The following is a 22,214-nucleotide window of genomic DNA, read 5'->3' as shown; positions in this document are numbered from 1 at the left end:
GTAGTGGCGGGCTCCTTGTGACATCCTGTGAGCGTGTCCGCGGCACCCACCCCGTCGGGGGTGGTGACATTTCTGTTCACCGATATCGAGGGTTCGACCCGTCGGTGGGAATCGGACGCTGACAACATGCGAAAAGCCCTGGTCGCGCACGACGAGGTGCTGCGCAGTGCCATCGCGTCGCACGACGGCTACGTGTTCAGCCACAGCGGCGACGGGGTGGCCGCCGCGTTTGCGTCGCCGACGTCCGCAGTCGAGGCCGCGATCGCCGCGCAGGGGGCGCTGGAGTTGCCGGTGCGAATGGGTATCGCCACTGGGGAGGCCGAGTTGCGCGCAGGAGACTATTTCGGGACGGTACTCAACCGCGCGGCACGGGTGATGGCCGCCGGGCATGGTGGTCAGATCCTGTTGGCCGAATCGACCGCGGGTCTAATCAATGCAGTTGATCTGCTAAATCTGGGGGCGCGCCGGCTGCGGGACGTGCCGATACCGGTTGGAGTGTTTCAGGTCCGGGCAGCGGGACTGCGTACCGAGTTTCCGCCACTGCGCGCGCTCGATACGAGTCCGGGAAATCTGCGGCCGGTGGCTACCAGCTTGATCGGACGTGAGTCCGAGGTCGCCAAGATCGAAGCGGCGGTGAAGGCGCATCGGTTGGTAACGCTGACCGGAGTAGGTGGTGTCGGCAAGACGCGCCTTGCGTTGGAGGTCGCGACGCGGTTGGCCGACGAATTCCCCGACGGCGTTTGGCTTTTCGAGCTCGCCGCAGTCACCGATCGAGCTGCGGTACCCGATGCGGTGGCAGCAGTGCTGGGCATCACTCAGCAGCCGGGCAAGAGCATGGCCGACAGTGTGGCCGCTGCGCTGGAGGGCCGGGTCCGGCTTTTGCTGTTAGACAACTGCGAGCACGTCGTGAACGCCGCCGCCGATCTAATTGAGGCTATCCTCGACGCCTCCGCGACCGTAAAAGTCTTGGCCACCAGCCGCGAAGGACTGGGCGTCCCTGATGAGCGACTCTGGCCGGTGCCCTCGCTCGAGATTGGAATCGACTCGTCGGCGGTCGCGCTGTTCGTTGAACGGGCCCAGGCCGTCGCGCCGCACTTTTCAATCACCGGTGATGGCGACGCAGTAATGGACATCTGCGCTCGCCTTGACGGGATCCCGCTGGCCATCGAACTTGCCGCTTCACGGATGAGGTCGATGACTGCCAACGAGGTGCGTGATCGCCTCGATCACCGTTTCCAACTGCTGACCGGAACACGCCGAGGACTGGAACGTCATCAAACGCTGCGCCATACAGTCGCTTGGTCTCATGATCTGCTCGATGATTCCGAAAGACATCTGCTGGCGCGATGTTCGGTGTTTGCGGGTGGATTCGACATCCAAAGTGCCTGCGCAGTAAGCGCACTCGATGGCTCCGACGATTACGTCGTATTGGATCTGCTGGATGCCCTGGTGCGCAAGTCGCTAATCATCGCCGACCCTTCAGCCGGTCAGACGCGGTATTCGATGCTGGAAACGATTCGCCAGTTCACAGAGGAACAACTTGTCGCACGCGGCGAGGCGACTGAGGCACGTGACGCCCACGCCCGCCACTTCGCCGGACGGGAAACCGACATCATGGCCCTCTGGGACAGCCCATGTCAGCGAGAGGCCTACAACTGGCTCACCGCTGAACTCGCAAATCTGCGTAGTGCGTTTCGCTGGGCTGCGGACCACGGCGACCTCGACGTCGCGGTCCCCACCGCGACGTACGCTTCGTTACTTGGCCTGATGATCGAGAATTACGAACCCATCACCTGGGCCGAAGAGATGATCGAACCCGCTCGCGCCACCGAGCACCCCCGATTGGCGTCGCTTTACGCGATGGTGTCGTGGTGCTATGTAGCGGGAAGGCTTGAGGAGGCCGTCCGGTACGGCGATGCAGGCCAGATCGTTGTCGGAAGCAGGCCCGACGGGGTGCATTCCGGTTTCGAGGCGTGGCTGGGCAGTGTGCACAACCTGGCCGGCCACCCCGAACGGACGGTCGAGTGGTGCCGCCACCTGCTCGCTCATGGTTCGGACCCGTACGCCGTGGCAAGATCGGGACTGGTCGTCGCACTGATGAGGGCCGGTGCCCACGCCGAGGCTATGGCCGTCGCGAAGGACCTTCTCGACGCCTCTTCTGGCATAACAAATCCCTGGGCGCTCTCGTACGTGTTTCTGACCTACGGCATGGCTTGCTGCGATGCCGATCCCCTTCGCGCACGCGATGCGATGCGCCGGGGTGTAATGATCGCTCAGAACAGCGGTAACCGCTGGACAGAAACTCACCTGGCGAACATCCTCGGCCGACTCGAAGCCCAACACGGCGACAAGCTGGCCGCGTTCGATCACCTCGCCCTGGCCATCCGCAACTACCACGACTCGGGCAACACCATCGTCATGCGCGTCCCACTTGCTGCCCTGGCTGCCCTTCTGGACAGGCTCGGACGCGATGAACCGGCGGCCACCATCGCCGGCTTCGCGTTCAATCCTGTTACCCGAGCGTGGCTTCCCGAGCTCACGACCGCGATCGCCCGCCTCCGCGATGTCCTTGGGGACCAGACGTACGAATCTCTCGCGCGGGAGGGAGAAGGCATGACCACCGCCGAAATGGCAACCTACGCCTACGACCAAATCGACCAGGCGCGAGCAGAACTCAACGCCGTCTCGAAATTAACCGCCAACGAGCCGTCCGGCTAGTCAGCCCTGGGCCAGCTCCGCGACGGGCTGCCATTCCTCCCAATTGCGCAGTCGGCTCTCGTAGTCGGCCTTGGCCGTCTCCAGCGGGGAAGCACCGAAAAAGACTCGCAGCGGGGGCTTTTCGGCGTCGACCACCTTGAGCAGGGCGGCCGCCGACGCCGACGGGTCACCCGGGCTGGCCCACCGGCGGCTGCGCTCCGCTTGGACGGCGGCGCGAACGTCGTCGTAGGCCGGCAGCGGATCGGCATGCCTGGACGAGTCGCCGGCCCAGTCGGTGTCGAAGCCGCCCGGCTCGACCAGTGTCACGTGCACACCGAACGGAGCGACCTCCTGCGCCAGCGCCTGCGAGAAGCCCTCCAGCGCCCACTTCGACGCGTGGTAGATGCCGACCAAGGGAAACGCGGTAATACCCCCGATCGAGGAAACCTGGATGATGTGGCCACTGCTCTGCTCGCGCAGATACGGCAGCGCGGCCTGCGTGATCCACAGTGCCCCAAAGACATTGGTCTCGATCTGATCGCGTGCGTCTTGCTCGGAAAGCTCCTCGAGGAACCCGAATTGACCGTAGCCGGCATTGTTCACCACGATGTCGAGCCGGCCGAAGTGGTCGTGCGCCAGCTTGACCGCCCTGAAATCCGCCGCCCGGTCGGTCACGTCCAGACGAATCGGCAGCAGCGCGTCGCCGTACTTCTGCGCCAGGTCGTCCAGCGAGGCGGTGTTGCGCGCCGTTGCGGCGACCTTATCGCCGCGCTGTAGCGCCGCGATCGCCCACGCCCGTCCAAAACCTCGCGATGTCCCGGTGATAAACCAAACTTTTTCAGTCACGCCCTCATACAACGCCGACGGCGCCACCTCATTCCCCGACAGGTAGCGTTTCTCTGGTGAGTCGCGCGGAATTGGACAAGGATCCCCGGGATGTCGCGTCGATGTTCGACGGTGTCGCCCGCCGGTACGACCTGACCAACACCGTGCTGTCGGTGGGCCAGGACCGGTACTGGCGCAAGGCCACCCGGTCGGCGCTGGCCATCGGGCCGGGTCAGAAGGTGTTGGACCTCGCCGCGGGTACCGCGGTGTCCACCGTGGAGCTGGAGAAGTCCGGGGCGTGGTGTGTGGCCGCCGATTTTTCGGTCGGCATGCTGGCGGCGGGTGCGGCGCGCGACGTTCCGAAGGTCGCCGGTGACGCCACCAGGCTGCCGTTCGGCGACGACGTATTCGATGCCGTGACAATCAGTTTCGGGCTGCGCAACGTCGTCGACACCCAGGCCGGGCTGCGCGAGATGGCCCGCGTCACGCGCCCCGGCGGCCGACTGGTGGTGTGCGAGTTCTCCACGCCCAGCAATGCGCTGTTCGCCACGGTCTACAAGGAGTACTTGATGCGGGCGCTGCCGCGGGTGGCGCGGGCGGTGTCCAGCAATCCCGACGCGTACGTGTACCTCGCGGAATCGATCAGGGCATGGCCCGATCAGGCGGCGCTGGCGCAGCGGATAACCCAGGCCGGATGGTCCGGGGTGCGCTGGCGCAACCTGACCGGCGGCATCGTCGCTCTACACGCCGGGTACAAGCCCCTGCGCTGAGCAGTTTCTAGTGGTTGCCGGCGGCCTGGACCACGCCGGCCTGGTCCGGGCAGTAGTGGTCGACCGCTGCGCCTAAGAACTGCAACGACTGCCCCTCGGTGGTGCCGCGCGGCAGGTTGCGCTGAATGAAAGTCGCGGACTGGTGGGCATCGTGGTCCACGCCGCGGCCCAACCGGTCGCAGGTGATCTTGCCCAGCCACGCCAACTGGTCTTGCGGCTGGTAGATACCGAAGCCGTTGATGGTGTTCTTGAATGGCGCGTCGTAGTCGCTCGGGGGCGACGGCGTCCGCGGGGTCGGGTATGGCGCCGTCGGCGGCGGATCCGCCTGCGCCGGCACGGAAAGCTGCGCCGGCGCGACCAGCGCGGCGAGCACGATAGCAGCGGCGGCGCCGATAGTAGCCAGCCTCGTTCCCTTCATTAGCCGGACTATACACGCCCCGGTCCGGGTGCGCGGGCGAAAGCCAAACGCCGATTTTTTGCCCCGCAGGGGACACCAAGGTCCCCGACCAGCGGCGATGCCGAACCACTTCGGTCAGCTGAAGGGCGTTCGACGGTCCAGCAGCCGCGACAGCCGCCCACCGCCCCGCCAGGCGCGCGCCACCCAGTCCGCGTCGTCGTCGGTGACCAGATTGGCCATTACCCGTACGGCGATGGTCATCAGCGTCGTCGAGCGCATCGCGATCGGTCCGGTCGATGGCAGAAACCGCTGGAACGTCAGCAGCAGCGCCAACCTGCGTGCCACCGAGAAGCCGCGGCCGTAGTGCTGCTGCAGCAGCGACGGCCACACCCGCGACAGGTCGGGGCAATCCAGCAGCGCCGCGGCCTGGCGCCCGGTCTCGAGCCCGTAGTCGATGCCCTCGCCGTTGAGTGGGTTCACGCACGCCGCGGCGTCGCCGATCAGCATCCAGTTGGCACCGGCCACGCCCGACACCGCGCCGCCCATCGGCAGCAGCGCCGAGGCCACCGCCCGGGGCTGGCCGGTAAAGCCCCACTCGTCACGGCGTAGGTCGGTGTAGTAGTCGATCAGTGGGCGCAGGGCCAGATCGGCGGGCCGCTTGGACGTCGACAACGCTCCGACGCCGATGTTCACCTCGCCATTGCCCAGCGGGAAGATCCAGCCGTAGCCGGGCAGCACCGCGCCGTCGGGGGAGCGCAGTTCCAGATGTGACGTCAGCCAGGGGTCGGCGGCCCGCGCGGTGGTCAGATAGCCGCGGGCGGCGACGCCGTACACCGTCTCCTGATGCCAGCGCCGGCCCAGCTTGCGGCCCAGCGACGAACGGGCACCGTCAGCGACGATCAACTGGCGGCAGCTCACCTCGGTGCCGTCGGCCAATGTCACCGATGTTACTCGTCCCGATGAATCATGTTGCGCGGCAACGGCCTTGGTCCCGAGCAGCATCCGCGCCCCGGAATCTTCGGCGACTTTGCGGATCCGGTCATCCAATTCGAAGCGAGCGACCGCGCTGCCGGTCGACGGGAATGACGGCCCGGGCCAATCGACTTCCACCTCGCCGCCGAACCCGCTCATCCGCAGTCCTCGATGCCGGATGCGCGTGTCCAGCCAGTCGCGCAGCCCCAGCCGTTCCAGCTCGGCGACCGCGCGCGGGGTCAGTCCGTCGCCGCAGGCCTTGTCGCGGGGAAAGCTCGCCGAATCGATGACCAGTACGTCGTTGCCCGCGCGGGCGGCCCAGGCCGCCGCCGCCGCACCGGCAGGTCCTGCGCCCACGACCACCACTTGGGCTCGGGTCGCTCCCGTGTTCATGCACACCAGTATGTTTGGTCCCGTGAGTACTCCGGCAACGGTGGTGGCGGGCGTTGACTTCGGCAACCCCGCTTTCGCGGCGACCGTACGGGACGGTGTGGGGCGGATCGAGCAGCTCATGGACACCGAGCTGAGCAGCGCCGACGACATCATGACCGAGTCGCTGACACACCTGTTCAAGGCCGGCGGCAAGCGGTTCCGGCCGCTGTTCACCGTGCTGTCGGCGCAGATCGGGCCCAACCCGGACAGCGCGGACGTGACCATCGCCGGCGCCGTCATCGAACTGGTGCACCTGGCCACGCTGTATCACGACGACGTCATGGACGAGGCGGAGGTTCGTCGCGGCACGCCCACCGCCAACGTGCGCTGGAGCAACAACGTCGCGATCCTGGCGGGGGATTATCTGTTCGCCACGGCCTCCCGGTTGGTCTCTCGGCTGGGGCCCGAGGCGGTGCGGCTGATCGCCGAGACGTTCGCCCAGTTGGTGACGGGGCAGATGCGCGAGACGCGCGGATTCGTCGAGGGGTCCGACCCGATCGAGCACTACCTGAAAGTGGTGTACGAGAAGACCGCGTGCCTGATCGCCGCGGCCGGCCGGTTTGGTGCGATGTTCTCGGGTGCGGACACCGATCAGGTGGAGCGGCTGAGCCGCCTCGGCGGCATCGTGGGCACCGCGTTCCAGATCTCCGACGACATCATCGACATCGACAGTGATTCCCACGAGTCCGGCAAACTGCCCGGCACCGACGTGCGCGAAGGCGTGCACACCTTGCCGATGGTTTACGCGCTGCGCGAACCCGGGCCCGAGGCGGCACGGCTGCGTGAGCTGCTGGTCGGGCCCATCGAGGAGGACGACGCGGTGGCCGAGGCGCTGGCGCTGTTGCGGGCCTCGCCGGGCATGACCAAGGCCAAGCACTCGCTGCACGAGTACGCCGAGCAGGCCCGCCAGGAGCTGGCCCTGTTGCCGGACGTCCCCGGCCGCGACGCGTTGCAGACGCTGGTCGACTACACCATCAGCCGGCACGGCTAGCGTCGCCTTAAGACGGCTCTGCGGAACCAACGAGGCCATCTCGGCGTTCAATGAGCTGTAACCGGCAGTAACGCGCGCTCCCGAGTGTTCCGAGGAGGACACCGATGACCTGGCATCCGCATCACAACACGTTCAAGACGTTCGCGTTGTTGGTTGGCATGTCCGCGTTGATCGTGTTCGTCGGCTCGCTTTTCGGCAAGACCGCGATGTTCCTCGCGGTGCTGTTCGCCATCGGCATGAACGTCTACACGTATTTCAACAGCGACAAGCTGGCGCTGCGTGCGATGCACGCGCAGCCGGTCTCGGAGGTGCAGGCGCCGGCGATGTACCGGATCGTGCGAGAGCTGGCCACCACCGCGCACCAGCCGATGCCCCGGCTGTACATCAGCGACACCAACGCGCCCAATGCGTTCGCAACCGGGCGCAACCCCCGCAACGCGGCGGTCTGCTGTACCAGCGGCATTCTGGACATCCTCACCGAGCGCGAGTTGCGCGCCGTGCTGGGACACGAGCTTTCGCACGTGTACAACCGCGACATCCTGATCTCGTGCATCGCCGGCGCGCTGGCGTCGGTGATCACCGCGCTGGCCAACATGGCCATGTTCGCCGGCATGTTCGGCGGTAACGACCGCGACGGCGAGAATCCCTTTGCGCTGCTGCTGGTTTCGCTGCTGGGCCCGATCGCCGCTATGGTGGTGCGGTTGGCGGTGTCGCGGTCACGCGAATACCAGGCGGACGAATCGGGCGCGGTGTTGACTGGCGACCCGCTGGCGCTGGCGTCGGCCCTGCGCAAGATTTCCGGCGGGGTCCAGGCGGCGCCGCTGCCGCCGGAGCCCCAGCTGGCCAGCCAGGCGCACCTGATGATCGCCAACCCGTTCCGGGCGGGCGAGCGGATCGGGTCGCTGTTTTCGACGCACCCGCCTATCGAGGACCGTATCCGGCGGCTGGAGGAAATGGCGGGGCGGTAGGCCGAGTCCGCACGTACCATTGGACATGGATGGTGATGGCGATGACTGAACCGAATTCGATGGATATTCACGAAGCCGGGCTGGCGCTGGACCTGCCCGACTTGATCTTCGAAACACGTGCCGGCGCCGGTATGAACCAGGCCCAACTGGCCGAGGCGCTGGGCACCACCCACGAAGCCGTCGCGGCGTGGGAGGACGGGACCGAAGTGCCCCGTGTCGACGTGCTGCAACGGCTGGCGCAGGTATGCGGCAAGCGGTTGCATATCCGCATCGACGTCGACTGACCGACCCTTGTAGAGCGCTCCTTGTGGGTAATGAGTGACTTCGGCGCACACGGTATGCTCTCAGAGCCGCCGCCGTAATGTCCTCCGGCTCGGGCAGTGGCGAACCAATTATGCTGCGGCCTCGGATCTTTCGGCCTCGACCAGCGATTGGTCCGTGTCACGCTGACCCGTCTCGATCACGCCCTGGATCTGAACTGTCCCGCCCGTCGCCTCATGCTGTTGCTGCCAGTCGGTAATGGTCTGGTGGGCAGCGTGATCGAGGTAGTGGACCGCGATGGCCACGGTCACGGTCGCGCCCTGCGGAACCGACGCCAGCATTCGCGTCAGCCTCGGCAGCGCCAGGAAGGTGCATGCCGCGCCCTCGATGCTCACCCGCCATTCGTCGTCCACCGGAGTGGCTTCGATCTTGGCCCGGATCACCCGCCATCCGGTCAGCGCGATGGCCAGCGCGAGTCCGATCATGACACCGTGCAGCAGGTTGAGGAAGATGACGCTGACGGCCGTCACGACGTATACCGCGAGATCGCCGTGCTTCATTGCGGTTTCGATGTGAGCCGGCTTCAGCAGCTGAAGCCCGATCACGATGAGGAGCCCGGCAAGGGCGGCAGTGGGGATCTCCTCGACCAAACCGGCGAACGGGATGGTGAACAACAGGATCCAGACTCCGTGCATGATCGCCGACGCGCGAGATTTGGCCCCCGCGTTGACATTTGTCGAGCTGCGGACGATCACCCCGGTCACCGGCAGCCCGCCGACGGTGCCCGACACGATGTTGGCGGCTCCCTGCCCCACCAGTTCGCGGTTGAAATCGGTGCGTGGCCCGTGGTGCATCCGGTCGACCGACACCGCCGACAGCAGGCTCTCGACGCTGGCGATGAGCGCCACCGTGATCACCCCGACCGCGATCGCGCCCCAGTTGCCGTGGGGCAGCTCGGGCAACCGCAGCGCATCCAGCGGTGACCCCTCGAGGTTGATCCGGCGCACGTGGAATCCGAAGACCACCGAAATCACCGTCACCGTCACTATGGCGACCAGGGGTCCCGGGACGCGGCGCACTTTGGCGGGAACCCATCGCCAGCCCACCAGGATGACGATCACCAGCACCCCAAGGATCACCCCGGGCCGGTGCGCGCCGATGATCTGGCCCGGTAGTCCGATGAGGTTGTGCCAGGCGGTGCTCTTGGATTTCCCGCCGAGCAACACGTGCGCCTGTTGCAGTGCGATCGTGATGCCGATGCCGGCCAGCATGGCGTGCACGACAACCGGTGAGATCGCCAGAGCGGCGCGCGCAACACGGCTGAGTCCCAGCAGAACCTGTACGACTCCCGCGGCAACCGTGATCAAGCACGTTATGCCCCAACCGAAATCGGAAACCAGGCCGGCGACAACCACCGTCAGCCCGGCCGCGGGGCCGCTGACCTGCAGCGGGGATCCACCCAACGAACCGACGATGATTCCGCCGACGATCGCGGCGATCAGGCCGGCGAGAACCGGGGCGCCCGAAGCGATTGCGATGCCCAGCGACAGGGGCAGTGCAACCAGGAAAACCACGAGTGATGACGGCAGGTCGTGCCGGATGATGCCGCGCAACCGATTGATACGCGGTTCGGTCCGGCTTTGTGCACGGGTATTGTCACCCGACTGTTCAGCGTTGTGCATCGGTCGCGTCCCTCGGTAGGTGTTAGCGGGGGATGTTCCGATATTCGCCCCATTGTGCGCTCATTACCTCTTCGTAACGCGCTGGCGTACAGACGATTACGACTGGGCCAACCCGCAGGATCGCACCCGGAAACCCCTGGCCGCCTGGATCGACGGTATTTTGCTGGCGAGGGCCGGTCAAGCCGACGGGCGCGGCCCATAGAGAACGCAAAGATTTGAATTACCTGGCGTTAAACCACCAGTTCAGAAGCCGGAGCCGTGCACCTCGTGGCCGGGCACCTCGGCGATCAGGCCCCGGTAGGCCTCCTCGACGGAGGAGCCGTGGTTGATTACCGCGTCGACTTCACGGGCGATCGGCATGGTCAGGCCGAATTCGTTGGCAAACTCCATGATCACGCTCGCAGCCTTGACGCCCTCGGCGACCTGGTTCATCGAGGCGATGATCTCGTCGATCGGCTTGCCCGCCCCCAGTTGTTCACCGACGTGTCGGTTACGGCTGCGCTGGCTGGTACAGGTGACGATCAGGTCGCCCAGGCCGGCCAGGCCCGGGAAGGTTTCGGGATTGCCACCCAGGGCGACGCCCAGCTTGGTCATCTCGCGCAGCGCGCGGGCGATCACCAGCGCGCGGGTGTTCTCCCCAATGCCAAGCGAGTAGCCCATCCCAACCGAGATGGCGTAGACGTTCTTCAGCGCGCCGGCCATCTCCACCCCGATGACGTCGTCGGTGGTGTACACGCGGAAGCGCCGCGTGCGAAACAGGCCCGACAGCCGGGTCGCCAGATGCTGGTCGGGCATCGCCAGCACCGCGGCGGCGGCATAGCCCTCACCCACCTCGCGCGCGATATTCGGCCCGGCCAAGATGCCCGCGGGATGGCCGGGCAGCGTCTCCTCGATGATCTGCGACATCCGCATGTTGGTGCCCTGCTCGAGCCCCTTGACCAGTGACACCACCGGCACCCACGGCCGCAGCTCCTTGGCCAGCTCGCTCAGCACCCCTCGAAAGCCGTGCGAGGGAACGCCCATCACGACGACGTCCGCCGAGTTCGCCGCCTCGGCGAAGTCGGTGGTGGCGTGCAGGGTGTCGCTCAGCACGACGTCGTTGCCGAGGTAACGGCTGTTGCGGTGGTTGTCGTTGATGTCGGCGGCGGTCTCCTCGGAGCGCACCCACTGCAGCGTCGGCCCGCGACGCGCGCAGATTGATGCCACGGTGGTGCCCCAGGAACCGCCACCGAGGACGACGACTTTGGGTTCGCGCTTCTCAGATGCCATGGCGATCAGCGTATTGCGGACACCTGCGATTTTGTAGCAGTTCACGAAGCGGGGGCGCCGACGACTGTGCCTGCACACCGTGCACGGCGCGGCGTGGTATCCACGGCTATCCATGCTGAATTCATATTTATCCGCGAGAACATTTGCGTTCGCTCAGCCGGCGGCGGCGATGAGTGCCGCACCGCGTTTAATGTCCATGGGAAATTCATAAAATTCTCGCGGGAAACTGTTTTCGAGGAGCAAATGGACATGGGCTCATGTCCGGGTCATAAACAATGTCCGCCGCAATCCCCGCCAAAAACCCAAGCGGCTCAAAGCCGCTGTTGAGCCTCGTGCTCAGCGGCTCGGTCCGAAAACCACGGAAAATCGGCGTGCGGGTAAAAACCAGCATGATTGTTGCCGAAAAGGCGAGCTCAGAGTCTATTTGAATAATTCTTTGACACTGCATTCCTCAAACGCTCGTTTAGCGTTTCGCGGCATCCGAACACACTATTTGCTGAAAGGGAAAACGCCATGTCTTTCGTAACTGCTCATCCAGACAAGCTGTCGTCGGCGGCGAGCAATCTCCAGTCGATCACCGCGGCGCTCAACGTCGGCAATGCGGCGGCGGCCGTCCCGACGACGGGGGTCGTACCGGCCGCCGCCGACGAGGTGTCCATATTGACGGCGACACAGTTCGCCGCCCACGCGGCGCGGTTTCAGGCGCTGGCCGCCCGGGCCCTCGCGGTGCATGAGCTGCTGGCGGCCACCCTGGCCCAAAGCGCTGCGACCTACGCGGCCACCGAGGCCGCGAACACCGCCGCGTCGGCGCTGTAGAACGGAGCCGAAAGTGGACTACGCGCTACTGCCGCCGGAGATCAACTCGGGGCGCCTGTATGCGGGCCCGGGAGCGGGTTCGTTGTTGGCCGCCGCCGCAGGCTGGGATGAGCTGGCGGCACAGCTGCACATCAGCGCGGCCTCCTTTCGGTCCGTTGTCTCCGCACTGACCAGCGGACCGTGGTTGGGTCCGTCGGCGCTGGCCCTGGCCGCGGCGACCACCCCATGTGTGACGTGGTTGCGCACCAGCGCCGGGAACGCCGAACTGGCTTCCAGCCACGCGGCGATGGCAGCGGCCGCGTACGAGACTGCGTTCACGCTGACGGTGCCCCCACCGGTGATCGCGGCCAACCGTGCGCTGCTGGCGTCGCTGATCGCGTCAAATGTTCTGGGGCAGAACACCGCCGCCATCGCGACCGTCGAGGCGGCGTACTTCGAGATGTGGGCGCAAGATGCCGCGGCGATGTACGGCTACGCGGGGTCCTCGGCGACCGCGACGCAGTTGGTCGACTTCGACGAGCCAGCGGAAGTGACCAATCCCGCCGCGTCGTCCGAGCAGGCCGCCGCGGTCGCGAAAGCCGTTGGCAATTCGGGTCAGACCGGGGCGCAAGGCGTCGCGGCGAACGCGAACGCTCAGGCTGCGGAGAACTTGCAGACTCTGGCTCAGCCCACCTTAGGCAACCTCAAGCCAATCGATGAATGGATTGCGGAGAACACGCCGTTCGACGACTTGGCCTCGATGTACTCGAAATACATTGTGCCGTACATCTCGTCGGGACAGGTCGGCGTTCAGACCGCACAGTCCTTCGGGCAGATCAGCAACGGGATCACGGCCATGAGCACATTCGGGAAGGCTCTGGCCCCCGCGGCCTCCTCGGCGGCTCAGGCGGTGGGAAACGGCGCCAAGGCGCTGGGCGCGGCCGGAGCCGGTCTGGGCAACGCCGGGTCGGTGGCAGCGGGTGTTGGGCGCGCGGTTCCGCTGGGAGCGCTGTCCGTCCCGCCCAGCTGGGCTCCGGTCACCGCCGTAACCAACCCCGGGGTCGCGGCGCTGACGAACGCGTCGGCCGCGGTGGCGCCCGCCGCGGACGGGTTGCACCCCGTGCCGATGACGCCGTTCGGGCCGATGGTCGGACAAGGGGGCTGGCGCAACGTGCCGACCTACGGATTCAAACCGTCGGTGATGGCCAGACCCCCGGCGGCGGGCTAGCCGGCCAGCGGCGCCCGGTCGTCGACCCGGCCGAACACCATCGCCTCCCCGATGCGGTCGAACCGGTAGTCGAGGGCGTCGGCCAGGTAGTTCTGCCGCACGTTCCACGGCCGCTTGGTGCCCGACTTCGGCAGCGCATGCACCGAGCGCAGCACGTAGCCGGCATTGATGTCCCACGACGGCTTCTCGGTCATCGGCTCGTTGTCCCGATGCGGGGCGGCGCGGGTGTAGCCGTGAGAGGCCATGTGTTCCATCAGCTTTGCCGTTGCCCTGGAGGTGATATCGGCGCGTAGGGTCCACGACGCGTTGGTGTAGCCCACGCACCAGAACAGGTTCGGCACGTCTTCGAGCATGTGCGCTTTGTAGACGAAACGGTCGCTGGCCTTGATCTCGTTGCCGTCCAGGCTGATCGCGGCCCCGCCCAGCGCCTGCAGCTGCAGGCCGGTGGCGGTGACGATGATGTCGGCGGCGAGGTGTCCACCGGATTTCAGCGCGATACCCGCCGCGTCGAAATGGTCGATGTGATCGGTGACCACCTCGGCGCCGCCCGCGGTGATGGCGTTGTACAGGTCGGCGTCGGGGATCAGGCACATCCGCTGGTCCCACGGGTTGTAGCGCGGCTTGAAATGGGTGTCGACGTCGTAGCCGGGGGGCAGGCTGCTGATCGCCTTGCGCCGCAGCAGCCACCGCACCAGCCCCGGCGCCTTGCGGGACAAGGCAAAGAACACCGCCTCGGTCAGAGCGCTGTACATGCGAATGACGAGATGAGCGGGCCTGCGGGGCAGCAGCTTTCGAGACAGCGCGGCGACGGCGCCGTACTTGGACGCCGAAATGAGATAGGTCGGCGAGCGCTGCAGCATGGTCACTTTGGCGGCGCGGTCCGACAATGACGGCAGGAGCGTGACCGCCGTCGCCCCGCTGCCGATCACCACGACCCGCTTTCGGGTGTAGTCCAGGTCTTCGGGCCAGTGCTGCGGGTGCACCACGGTGCCCTTGAACTGTTCGATGCCCGGGAAGTCGGGGGTGTAGCCCTCGTCGTAGTTGTAGTAGCCGCTGCCGAAGAACAGGAAGCGGCCGCGGTACAGCTTGCGTGCGCCGTCCTGCTCGACGGTGACCGTCCAGGTGTCGGTTGCGGAGTCCCAGTCCGCCGAGCGCACATAGCTGTTGAACCGGATGTGCCGGTCGATGCCGTACCTGCGCGCGGTGGCGGCCAGGTACTCGCGGATGTGCACGCCGTCGGCGACGCCCTCTTTGCGGGTCCACGGCTCGAACGGGAAGGACAGCGTGAAGATGCTGCTGTCCGAGCGCACCCCGGGATAGCGGAACAAGTCCCACGTCCCGCCGATCTGCGCGCGCCGCTCGAGGATGGTGTACGTCAGGTACGGATTGCGCTCGGTGATCCGATACGCCGCATCGATGCCGGAGATGCCGGCCCCGACGATGATCACGTCGGAGTAGACGGCCTCGCCGGCACCGCTATCGGCGGCCTCCTGGGGCACGGTCATCGTGAACCTCGCTCATTGTGTGGGACTCGTCACCAGCGTAGAGACCCACCGGTTGGTCGGGCTAGTAACTCGCGAATCCGCGCCCCAGGGCGCGAACCGCGCCGGTCAGCGGTAGTTGACGAACTGCAGCGCCACGTCCAGGTCGGCCTGCTTGAGCATCGCGATCACGCTCTGCAGATCGTCACGCTTTTTGCTGGTGACCCGGATTTCCTCGCCCTGGATCTGGGTTTTCACGTTCTTGGGGCCGTCGTCCCGGATCAGCTTGGTGATCTTTTTGGCGTTCTCGCTGCTGATGCCCTGCTTGAGGGAGCCGCTGATCTTGTAGGTCTTGCCCGAGGCCTGCGGTTCGCCGGCGTCGAAGGCCTTCATCGAGATGTCACGGCGGATCAACTTCTCTTTGAAGACGTCGACCGCCGCCTTGACGCGTTCCTCGGTGGACGACGTCAGCTCGATAGCCTCGTCGCCCTTCCAGGCGATTGTGGTGTCAGTGCCACGGAAGTCGAACCGGGTGGCCAATTCCTTGGCGGCCTGGTTGAGGGCATTGTCGACCTCTTGGCGATCCACTTTGCTGACGATGTCGAACGATGAGTCCGCCATGCATTCCGTCCCTTCATTCGGTGATAGGCGTTTGTGCTTTGTCTACTCGCTCGTTGTAACCTGTCTGGCGGCAGGTTGCCCGAGCGGCCAATGGGAGCGGACTGTAAATCCGTCGCGCAAGCTTCACTGGTTCGAATCCAGTACCTGCCACCAAACGTCAGGGGGCGTTTTCGGCTCGCGCAACCGGCTTGGCTGTGGGGCCGGTACGCGGTAGCCGCGGCGAAGGCATCGGCCAGCGCGTCCAGGTCGTCGGGTACAGATGCCCGTAGCGGTCCAACGCCAGCACAGCCGTCCTGTGTCCCAGCAGTTTTCGCACCACCTTCACGTTTGCCCCAGCGCTGATCGCCAACGACGCACAGGTATGGCGAAGGTCGTGCGGCCGCACACCGCCATCCCTCGACTGCCTTCGCGGCCTTCTGGAATGTGTACCGCGCCTGGCCGAGCGTGACGTATCCACCGCCGCGGGCACCCGGTGCGTTCGGGCGTGCAATAAAACTAGTTGTGCGGGGTCCCTGGTTTCCGTCATTAGAGCACCCCGCTGGGTTGTGCGGCGTAACCTCGGCCGTGGGGCGCAGTCCTCCTGGGCCCAGAAGGGCACAAGATCATGGCCAACAAGCTGACGCCCCATTTCGCGGATGTGCAGGCGCACTACGACTTGTCGGACGAGTTCTTCCGCCTGTTTCTGGACCCGACTCAGACCTACAGTTGCGCATTCTTCGAACGCGACGGCATGACGCTGGAAGAGGCGCAGATCGCCAAGATCGACCTGGCGCTTGGCAAGCTGGGACTGCAGCCGGGCATGACGCTGCTCGATGTTGGCTGCGGCTGGGGCGCAACCATGCGGCGGGCGATCGAGGCGTACGACGTGAACGTCGTCGGCCTGACGTTGTCGAAAAACCAGACCGCCCATGTACAGAGGTTGTTCAACGAGATCGACAGCCCCCGCAGCAAGCGGGTGCTACTGAACGGCTGGGAACAGTTCGACGAGCCCATCGACCGCATCGTGTCGATCGGTGCGTTCGAGCACTTCGGCCCCGACCGGTATGACGACTTCTTCTCGCTGGCCCACAATATCCTGCCCACTGACGGCGGCGTGATGCTGCTGCACACCATCACCAGCTTGACGGAACAGCAAATGATCGATCGCGGCTTGCCGATTACAGCCGAGCTCGTCCGGTTCTTCAAATTCATCTTGACCGAGATCTTCCCGGGCGGCTGGACGCCGACGATCGAGATGGTGGAGGAGCATTCTGTGAAGGCGGGTTTCACGCTGACTCGCCGCCAGTCGCTGCAGCCTCATTACGCCAGGACTCTCGACCTATGGGCAGAGGCCCTCGAGGCGCACAAGGACGAGGCGATCGCGCTTCAGTCCGACGAGATGTACGAGCGCTACATGAAGTACCTGACCGGCTGCGCCGATTTGTTCCGGATCGGCTACATCGACGTCAACCAGTTCACCCTGGAGAAGTAGGGATTGCCCGAGGCCCAAAGGCGTGACCTGGCCGGCTAGATCGCATCAGGGTCGTGGTCATGGGTTTCCCCCTTATTACTTGTCGTCATCCAGCGACGTTTGACGAGTAGCGAGCGAGGTACCCAAGAGCTTTATAGGCCGGCATTGAGCCGACTGGAGAAAACAGGAGTTGACGGTTATGAGCGGTACGGACAAGGCGAAGAACAAGGCACAAGACCTCGGCGGCAAGGCCAAGGAGGCGGTCGGCAAGGTAACTGGTGACAAGGACACTCGGGACGAGGGCAGGGGCGACCAGGCGAAGTCCAACGTCAAAGATGCCGGCGAAAAGATTAAGGACGCCTTCAAGAAATAGCAGCAGAAGCACTCGGTCACGCCACCATCGTCTTCGAGTGTCATTGCGACGAGCAGACTCCGGGCCCTCCACCTAGGTGAAGGGCCCGGAGCTAGCCTGGGGAATGACTAGGCGTCATCGCGATGGCGGCTACCCGACTTCGCCAGGCCGCGGCTCACCATGTAGCCGACGCTAAGGATCACGACGTACAGCCATGCCTTATCGGCCTGGAAATAGTCGCCGTGCCCGTCGGTCGCCTTGACGAAGTAAGACGCAAGCAACACTGCGATGGTGGCGCCGATAAAGACGATGAATTCTGTTGTCTTGTAGAAAGCCTTTGTCTCGCCGCCGCGCCGGGCGGTAACCCGAGCGGGCTGCGCGTCCGCAGCCAGGCCGTGGCTGTTTGGAGCGTCGGCCCGACGGGCTGCAGCGGAATTGGTTGTGGTCATTCAGTTCTCCTTCTGATGCGGTCGAAATATGTGTCGACGGCGTGTTTGGGTGTGCAACATCAACAGAGGTGGCGACAAGTTGCTTTAGACGTAGGCCGCCGCTGTTGATTGGTTGAGTGAAATCCGGCTGGGAGCTGACGCTCACGACTAATAACGAAAGATCTAGGCCGGCCGGAGTGGGGTAGTTGATACCAGCGTCTTGAGAATCAACTGTTCGAACCCTTGGGAGGTGTACCCCGTAGGACAGACTCGAAACAGTGGTGGCCGACGCGACGCACCGTATCGCGCTGTGTAACCAGGTGTGAGCCGCTGTCCCCACGGTTAGGGCGGTGCAAGCCAGCTTTGCCCCAAGGCGTTGGCCGCCTCGCCGCCGTCGGCCCACGGTCTCAACGCGTCACGGGCTGCCCCAGGGGAGAGCAGGGGCCGCCCGAGAACTCATTTAGACGCGGACTGGGGCGCGCCGGTACCACGCAGCCGGTCCGCAGTAGGACTAACGGCAGCTTTAGCTCGGCACGGCTTCGATGACGCAGAGCGGCCCTGCCGTCTGTACCACGCGCTGCAGCCGGAAGCCGCCACGCTGGAGTAGGTCGGTCCACTGCTTAAGGCTGCGTTCCAGTGCGCCGGCCATCACCAGCATCTCCATATCGAGATAGTGGCCAAGGAATTCGCGGTCGTGATCCGGAACCACCATCTCCAGCAGCAGCAGTTTCGCACCCGGTGGGGCCGCGGCTTTGATGGTGCTAAGGATCGCGATGGCTTCGTCCTCGGGCCAGTCGTGGATGACGTTCTTCATCACATAGGCATCAGCGGACGGCACGCTTTCGAAGAACGATCCGCCCGTCACCGTGACTCGGTCGGCGACACCGTGGGCGGCCAACATAGGCGGCGCTCCCTCGACTGCCTCGGGAAGGTCGAACAGCACGCCGCGGGCTTCGGGGGCCGCGGCGAGAATGGACGACAGCAACCGGCCATGGCCGCCACCAATATCGGCGATGACGCCGAAGTTGCTGAAGTCGTATGCCGCGATCACTGCCGCCTCCAACACCGCCGACGTGGACGTCATGGCGCTGTTGAAGATCTCCGCGAACTCGGGGTCGTCGCGGAGATAGTCGAAGAAGTCCTTTCCGAACACTTTTGGGGGATTCGGCTCTCCGGTGCGCACCGCATGGGCTAATTGCGTCCAGTTCGCCCGGTGTTGCGGCGAGCCGTAAAGCAAGGCGACCCCACGCGTCGAGATCGGCGAATCGGTACGCAACGTGTCGGCCAGCGCGTTGAGCGCGAAACGACCGTCGCGGCGCCTGCGGAACACGCCGCGGCTGATCAGCAACCGCATCAGCCGCGCCACGCTGTCCGGGTCGGCCCCGACGCGGCGCGCCAAATCCTCCTTGGTCAACGGACCCGCAGCAAGCACGTCGGCGATGCCTAGCTGCGCGGATGCCGAGATAGCCTGCGACAGAAAGGCTCCGAAGATGATGTCGATGACCGTGATCGGCGGAGGTGCCAGCCGCTGGTATAGACGCCCCACGTGATGACGGACTCGTTCGACCGCGCGAGCCACCCGGGCGGGCGGCAGCTTCGGGGCTGATGTCGGCGACTTATGCGGCATCTTTCTCCTTTCCAAGCGAGTTTTCGCGCTCGGTCGGCTCTCATATTGACGCCGAAAGCCTAGGGCTGATGTCGTTTCAGGTCTAATGCTAACGACCGGTTGCGAGAGACCCGTCGTCGGCGACAATCGGGAACCGCGGCTTCGGCGAGGTCAACTCGTCATCCGTCAGCAACACGCCGGTGGTCTACTCGCAGCTGAGTTGATTGGCGAATCTGCGGCGGTAATCTTTCCCCCGAGCGTGGAAGGGGTGGCGATGCGCGTCGACAGTCGGGCGAGCGGCTGAGGACCCCATGCAGCTCCGGTACCTCAGCATCCTGGCGCTGATCGCCGCGGCCGGTGGTGACCCGTGGGCGATCAACCAGAGCTTGCAAGCCGGCAGCCCGTTGCAGATTTCCAATCTGGCCGGGGCATTTCTTCGCGCGGGGCGCTGCACCACCGAGACCAACAACGCTTTCGAACAGGCCCGCAGCCGTTTCGAGGCCGCCTGGAACCACCAGGACGCCGGCCATCCGATCAATGACTCCGACGAGGTGCAGCGGGTGACGAAATCCCTTGGGGCGCAATCTTTGCAATTGCCGAAGATCGGTGCGGACCTGGAACACATCGCCGCAGCGCTGGCCGAGGCGCAGAAAACCGCGGCCGGACAGATCGCGGCGCTGGAAGCCCGGCTGCAGGAGCTCGATGACCTGATCGGCGAAGCCGACGATATGGAGGACGACGAGGCCCTTGCGGCCGCCGACATCGATGCGCTTGAAGCGCTCATCGCCAAGTGTGAACAGGACGCCATCCGCGACACCAAGGCAGCGCTGGGCCAGCTGCAAGCGATGCGTGACGGCTACTCGAACGCGTTGCAGAACTCGTTGGGAGCGCTAAGCACTGACGGATACGACCCTGCCGGCATCCGGGCGGTGCAGGGTCCTTTGTCGCCGTTGCCCCCGTTGCCCGATGACCCCAGGCAATTCGCGCAGGTGTGGAACTCACTGACGCCGCGGCAGAAAGACGCGGAGTACCAACACAATCCGTACATCGGCAACCACAATGGGATGCCCGCGGTGGACCGGGACCATTACAACCGGCTCACTCTCGCCGCCGAATTGAACAGCGCTCAGACTGCCAATGCGCAAGCCGACGCGCTCAAGGCCCAGCATCCGGATTGGGCGCAGGGCAACAACATTCCGCCACGAAACGAGCCGGGAGCGATCTTCGACGATCGCCTGGCCTACGAGGCATGGCAACGCCGATACGATGCCGCCCGAAACCAGGCCAGATACCTGCCCGACCTCCGAGCCGTCGACCAGGCCGTCAAAATGAGCCCGGACCGAAAACTCATGTTGCTGGACACCAAAACCGGCAAGCAGGCCCGCGCCGCGATCGCGGTCGGCGATCCCGACACCTCCATCCACGTGTCGGTCACCGCGCCCGGGCTCAACACCACGGTGCACGGTGCCATCGGAAGCATGGCCGACGAGGCGACCCGGCTCAGAAGCGAAGCGCTCCGACAGTTGAGTCTCGCTCCCGGCCACGAACACGACACCGTCTCGGCGATCGCCTGGATCGGTTATGACCCGCCGCAGGTGCCCGGCTTCGACGACCTCGGCAACTCGCTTGCCGGCGGGTGGGGCGTCAGCCACGACGACATCGCCCGAGCCGGCGCCCACGACCTGGCCGGTTTCTACGAGGGAATACAGGCCGCCCACCACGGCGGCCCCGCCGACCTCATCGCGATCGGCCACTCCTACGGATCACTCACCACCGGTCTGGCCCTGCAGGAGCCCGGCGAGCACGGCGTATCCCGGGCACTGTTCTACGGCTCGCCTGGCATCGAAGCGTCCACGCCGCAGCAGCTCCACCTGCAGCCCGGCCGCGTGTTCACCATGGAGACCCCCGACGACCCGATCCAGTGGACCTACGACGGCCCCGCCATCGCGCACACGGTGGCCCCGTTCCTGCCGCCGCCGTTCGGCGCTTTGGCCGAAAGCGTCTTGGGCGTGGCCGACGCCACCGGCGCCGGCCACTTCGGACCGAATCCGGCGACGAATCCCAACTTCACGCACCTTGCGACCGGCCCTGCCAGCGTGCCCGACGGCCACGGCGGCACCCTCAACCTCGGCGGCGCGCACGGTCACAGCGACTACCCCCGCTTTCCCGACGGCGGAGGGACCAGGACGACCAACTTCAACATCGCGGCCGTGCTGGCCGGGCTGGGCGATCAGGCGGTTCCGCAGAAGTGACGAACAACCGAATAACCAGCACCCCGAAACCGCGACGCCACGGACTGTTCTTGGCCGTCGTGGCCGCCACCGCACTAACCGCAACAGGATGCCACGTGAATCAGCCCCACCAACCCACCCCGCCCCCCGACGCCGCCAAGGCCCTCGCGACGCGGAGATCCCTGCCCTCGTTCGAGGACACCCAAACCCAGGTGCAAGCCGCGATGACCGAAATCACCGTGGCCACAAGCAAATTGATCCCGTCGATCACCTGGGAGACCCCGCACGAAGGCTCGGGTCTGGGCTGCGAGCGACCGTACGATCAGACCGACGGCCGGGGCTACTTCTTGCCGGATGCGGTGGCCGCCAACGTCGCGGTCTCCGAGCAACAGTGGGCGACCATTCAGGAGGCCGCCAAACAGGCAGCCGCCAAGATCGACGCCACCGACATGCAGGTCATGCACGACACCCCGGGAAACCACGACGTGGGCTTCTACGGCCCAACCGGAATCTTCATCAAGGTCGGCTACCGCGGCAACCTCGTCGTCTCGGGCTACACCGGCTGCCGGTTGCCGCGTGACGAGAAATAACTTCGACCCTCACCGGAAGTTATCGCGCCCGCCCGGAAGCCCCCCCCGACGGCCGCCAGGCTGGCCTCGTCGAGGCCCGACGGCGAAGGTACGGGATTGGTCCGACTCGAGTTGCGCGCGGCCACGGCACAGTTTGGTGACTGGCACGCGTGACGCCGGCCCCAATAT

Annotated in this window: 21 protein-coding genes and 1 tRNA gene; 12 read left to right on the top strand and 10 right to left on the bottom strand. The window is 65.5% G+C overall.

Features of this window, described 5'->3' with window-relative positions:
- Positions 1-27 precede the first annotated feature (27 nt).
- Positions 28-2,718: an ATP-binding protein gene (locus tag VFW69_RS22990; protein WP_526504953.1), complete on the top strand. Its 2,691-nt coding sequence runs from the start codon at positions 28-30 to the stop codon at positions 2,716-2,718.
- On the opposite strand, the gene VFW69_RS22985 is transcribed toward VFW69_RS22990, so the two are convergent.
- Positions 2,719-3,543 (bottom strand): SDR family oxidoreductase, encoded by an 825-nt coding sequence (locus VFW69_RS22985; RefSeq protein WP_526504951.1) that lies wholly within the window; start codon positions 3,541-3,543, stop codon positions 2,719-2,721.
- A 56-nt stretch (positions 3,544-3,599) separates the two neighbouring features.
- Between VFW69_RS22985 and VFW69_RS22980 the strand changes: the two genes are divergently transcribed.
- Positions 3,600-4,292: a demethylmenaquinone methyltransferase gene (locus tag VFW69_RS22980; RefSeq protein ID WP_526504949.1), complete on the top strand. Its 693-nt coding sequence runs from the start codon at positions 3,600-3,602 to the stop codon at positions 4,290-4,292.
- A gap of 7 nt (positions 4,293-4,299) precedes the next feature.
- Here the strand turns inward: VFW69_RS22980 and VFW69_RS22975 are convergent, their stop codons facing one another.
- Both VFW69_RS22975 and menJ read right to left on the bottom strand, forming a co-directional pair.
- Positions 4,300-4,710 carry a DUF732 domain-containing protein gene (locus tag VFW69_RS22975; RefSeq protein ID WP_526504947.1) on the bottom strand — a complete coding sequence of 137 codons (411 nt, stop codon included), beginning with the start codon at positions 4,708-4,710 and terminating at the stop codon, positions 4,300-4,302.
- A gap of 114 nt (positions 4,711-4,824) precedes the next feature.
- Positions 4,825-6,054, bottom strand: a complete 1,230-nt coding sequence (gene menJ, locus VFW69_RS22970) for a menaquinone reductase MenJ (protein WP_526504945.1) — start codon at positions 6,052-6,054, stop codon at positions 4,825-4,827.
- Positions 6,055-6,076: 22 nt separating this feature from the next.
- Here menJ and grcC1 point away from each other — a divergent pair, with 22 nt between their 5' ends.
- The 3 genes from grcC1 (at position 6,077) to relB (ending at position 8,336) form a co-directional block, all read left to right on the top strand.
- Positions 6,077-7,084, top strand: a complete 1,008-nt coding sequence (gene grcC1, locus VFW69_RS22965; protein WP_526504943.1) for a nonaprenyl/(2E,6E)-farnesyl/geranylgeranyl diphosphat synthase — start codon at positions 6,077-6,079, stop codon at positions 7,082-7,084.
- 104 nt (positions 7,085-7,188) lie between these two features.
- Positions 7,189-8,052 (top strand): zinc metalloprotease HtpX, encoded by an 864-nt coding sequence (gene htpX, locus VFW69_RS22960; protein ID WP_526504940.1) that lies wholly within the window; start codon positions 7,189-7,191, stop codon positions 8,050-8,052.
- A 29-nt stretch (positions 8,053-8,081) separates the two neighbouring features.
- Entirely contained in the window at positions 8,082-8,336 is a 255-nt protein-coding gene (gene relB, locus VFW69_RS22955) for a type II toxin-antitoxin system RelB family anti-toxin (protein ID WP_067933588.1), read from the top strand.
- 108 nt (positions 8,337-8,444) lie between these two features.
- Here the strand turns inward: relB and VFW69_RS22950 are convergent, their stop codons facing one another.
- Together VFW69_RS22950 and VFW69_RS22945 are read right to left on the bottom strand one after the other, a co-directional pair.
- Entirely contained in the window at positions 8,445-9,995 is a 1,551-nt protein-coding gene (locus VFW69_RS22950) for a SulP family inorganic anion transporter (RefSeq protein WP_526504937.1), read from the bottom strand.
- 243 nt (positions 9,996-10,238) lie between these two features.
- Positions 10,239-11,264 (bottom strand): NAD(P)H-dependent glycerol-3-phosphate dehydrogenase, encoded by a 1,026-nt coding sequence (locus VFW69_RS22945; RefSeq protein WP_526504935.1) that lies wholly within the window; start codon positions 11,262-11,264, stop codon positions 10,239-10,241.
- Between the two features lie 513 nt (positions 11,265-11,777).
- Here VFW69_RS22945 and VFW69_RS22940 point away from each other — a divergent pair.
- Both VFW69_RS22940 and VFW69_RS22935 read left to right on the top strand, forming a co-directional pair.
- A complete protein-coding gene (locus tag VFW69_RS22940; protein WP_526504933.1) occupies positions 11,778-12,080 on the top strand; it encodes a PE domain-containing protein in 303 nt (100 codons plus the stop codon).
- 13 nt (positions 12,081-12,093) lie between these two features.
- Positions 12,094-13,287 carry a PPE family protein gene (locus VFW69_RS22935; protein WP_526504931.1) on the top strand — a complete coding sequence of 398 codons (1,194 nt, stop codon included), beginning with the start codon at positions 12,094-12,096 and terminating at the stop codon, positions 13,285-13,287.
- Here VFW69_RS22935 and VFW69_RS22930 read toward each other — a convergent pair.
- Positions 13,284-14,792: a flavin-containing monooxygenase gene (locus tag VFW69_RS22930; protein ID WP_526504929.1), complete on the bottom strand. Its 1,509-nt coding sequence runs from the start codon at positions 14,790-14,792 to the stop codon at positions 13,284-13,286. The two genes, VFW69_RS22935 and VFW69_RS22930, sit on opposite strands and share 4 nt — an antisense overlap.
- 105 nt (positions 14,793-14,897) lie before the next feature.
- On the bottom strand, positions 14,898-15,389 hold the full coding sequence (locus VFW69_RS22925) for a YajQ family cyclic di-GMP-binding protein (protein ID WP_526504927.1): 492 nt from the start codon (positions 15,387-15,389) through the stop codon (positions 14,898-14,900).
- A 69-nt stretch (positions 15,390-15,458) separates the two neighbouring features.
- On the opposite strand from VFW69_RS22925, the gene VFW69_RS22920 reads away from it, so the two are divergent.
- A tRNA-Tyr gene (locus VFW69_RS22920) sits at positions 15,459-15,542 on the top strand.
- Positions 15,543-15,546: 4 nt separating this feature from the next.
- Here VFW69_RS22920 and VFW69_RS22915 read toward each other — a convergent pair.
- On the bottom strand, positions 15,547-15,915 hold the full coding sequence (locus VFW69_RS22915) for a tyrosine-type recombinase/integrase (RefSeq protein WP_526504925.1): 369 nt from the start codon (positions 15,913-15,915) through the stop codon (positions 15,547-15,549).
- Between the two features lie 78 nt (positions 15,916-15,993).
- Here VFW69_RS22915 and mmaA2 point away from each other — a divergent pair, with 78 nt between their 5' ends.
- The gene (mmaA2, locus tag VFW69_RS22910; protein ID WP_526504923.1) at positions 15,994-16,860 is read left to right on the top strand and encodes a cyclopropane mycolic acid synthase MmaA2; all 867 of its coding nucleotides are present in this window, start codon (positions 15,994-15,996) and stop codon (positions 16,858-16,860) included.
- Between the two features lie 178 nt (positions 16,861-17,038).
- Complete coding sequence (locus VFW69_RS22905) at positions 17,039-17,212, top strand: CsbD family protein (RefSeq protein WP_526504921.1); 174 nt, start codon at positions 17,039-17,041, stop codon at positions 17,210-17,212.
- Positions 17,213-17,319: 107 nt separating this feature from the next.
- Here the strand turns inward: VFW69_RS22905 and VFW69_RS22900 are convergent, their stop codons facing one another.
- Positions 17,320-17,640, bottom strand: a complete 321-nt coding sequence (locus VFW69_RS22900) for a hypothetical protein (protein ID WP_526504919.1) — start codon at positions 17,638-17,640, stop codon at positions 17,320-17,322.
- A 502-nt stretch (positions 17,641-18,142) separates the two neighbouring features.
- Entirely contained in the window at positions 18,143-19,246 is a 1,104-nt protein-coding gene (locus VFW69_RS22895; RefSeq protein WP_526504917.1) for a methyltransferase, read from the bottom strand.
- Positions 19,247-19,536: 290 nt separating this feature from the next.
- On the opposite strand from VFW69_RS22895, the gene VFW69_RS22890 reads away from it, so the two are divergent.
- Both VFW69_RS22890 and VFW69_RS22885 read left to right on the top strand, forming a co-directional pair.
- Positions 19,537-21,477, top strand: a complete 1,941-nt coding sequence (locus tag VFW69_RS22890; RefSeq protein WP_526504915.1) for a putative alpha/beta hydrolase — start codon at positions 19,537-19,539, stop codon at positions 21,475-21,477.
- A 95-nt stretch (positions 21,478-21,572) separates the two neighbouring features.
- The gene (locus VFW69_RS22885; RefSeq protein ID WP_526504913.1) at positions 21,573-22,046 is read left to right on the top strand and encodes an LppA family lipoprotein; all 474 of its coding nucleotides are present in this window, start codon (positions 21,573-21,575) and stop codon (positions 22,044-22,046) included.
- Positions 22,047-22,214: the final 168 nt, after the last annotated feature.

The organism is Mycobacterium sp., assembly GCF_036273375.1.
In the GTDB taxonomy this organism is placed as follows: Bacteria; Actinomycetota; Actinomycetes; order Mycobacteriales; family Mycobacteriaceae; genus Mycobacterium.
This window is presented reverse-complemented; position numbering and strand designations above follow the sequence as displayed.

Coding starts and splice junctions, on each gene's coding strand:
- VFW69_RS22975 (WP_526504947.1), bottom strand. CDS start 4,710: ATGAAGGGAACGAGGCTGGCTACTATCGGCGCCGCCGCTGCTATCGTG.
- menJ (WP_526504945.1), bottom strand. CDS start 6,054: ATGAACACGGGAGCGACCCGAGCCCAAGTGGTGGTCGTGGGCGCAGGA.
- htpX (WP_526504940.1), top strand. CDS start 7,189: ATGACCTGGCATCCGCATCACAACACGTTCAAGACGTTCGCGTTGTTG.
- relB (WP_067933588.1), top strand. CDS start 8,082: ATGGTGATGGCGATGACTGAACCGAATTCGATGGATATTCACGAAGCC.
- VFW69_RS22950 (WP_526504937.1), bottom strand. CDS start 9,995: ATGCACAACGCTGAACAGTCGGGTGACAATACCCGTGCACAAAGCCGG.
- VFW69_RS22945 (WP_526504935.1), bottom strand. CDS start 11,264: ATGGCATCTGAGAAGCGCGAACCCAAAGTCGTCGTCCTCGGTGGCGGT.
- VFW69_RS22940 (WP_526504933.1), top strand. CDS start 11,778: ATGTCTTTCGTAACTGCTCATCCAGACAAGCTGTCGTCGGCGGCGAGC.
- VFW69_RS22930 (WP_526504929.1), bottom strand. CDS start 14,792: ATGACCGTGCCCCAGGAGGCCGCCGATAGCGGTGCCGGCGAGGCCGTC.
- VFW69_RS22925 (WP_526504927.1), bottom strand. CDS start 15,389: ATGGCGGACTCATCGTTCGACATCGTCAGCAAAGTGGATCGCCAAGAG.
- VFW69_RS22915 (WP_526504925.1), bottom strand. CDS start 15,915: ATGACGGAAACCAGGGACCCCGCACAACTAGTTTTATTGCACGCCCGA.
- mmaA2 (WP_526504923.1), top strand. CDS start 15,994: ATGGCCAACAAGCTGACGCCCCATTTCGCGGATGTGCAGGCGCACTAC.
- VFW69_RS22905 (WP_526504921.1), top strand. CDS start 17,039: ATGAGCGGTACGGACAAGGCGAAGAACAAGGCACAAGACCTCGGCGGC.
- VFW69_RS22900 (WP_526504919.1), bottom strand. CDS start 17,640: ATGACCACAACCAATTCCGCTGCAGCCCGTCGGGCCGACGCTCCAAAC.
- VFW69_RS22895 (WP_526504917.1), bottom strand. CDS start 19,246: ATGCCGCATAAGTCGCCGACATCAGCCCCGAAGCTGCCGCCCGCCCGG.
- VFW69_RS22890 (WP_526504915.1), top strand. CDS start 19,537: ATGCAGCTCCGGTACCTCAGCATCCTGGCGCTGATCGCCGCGGCCGGT.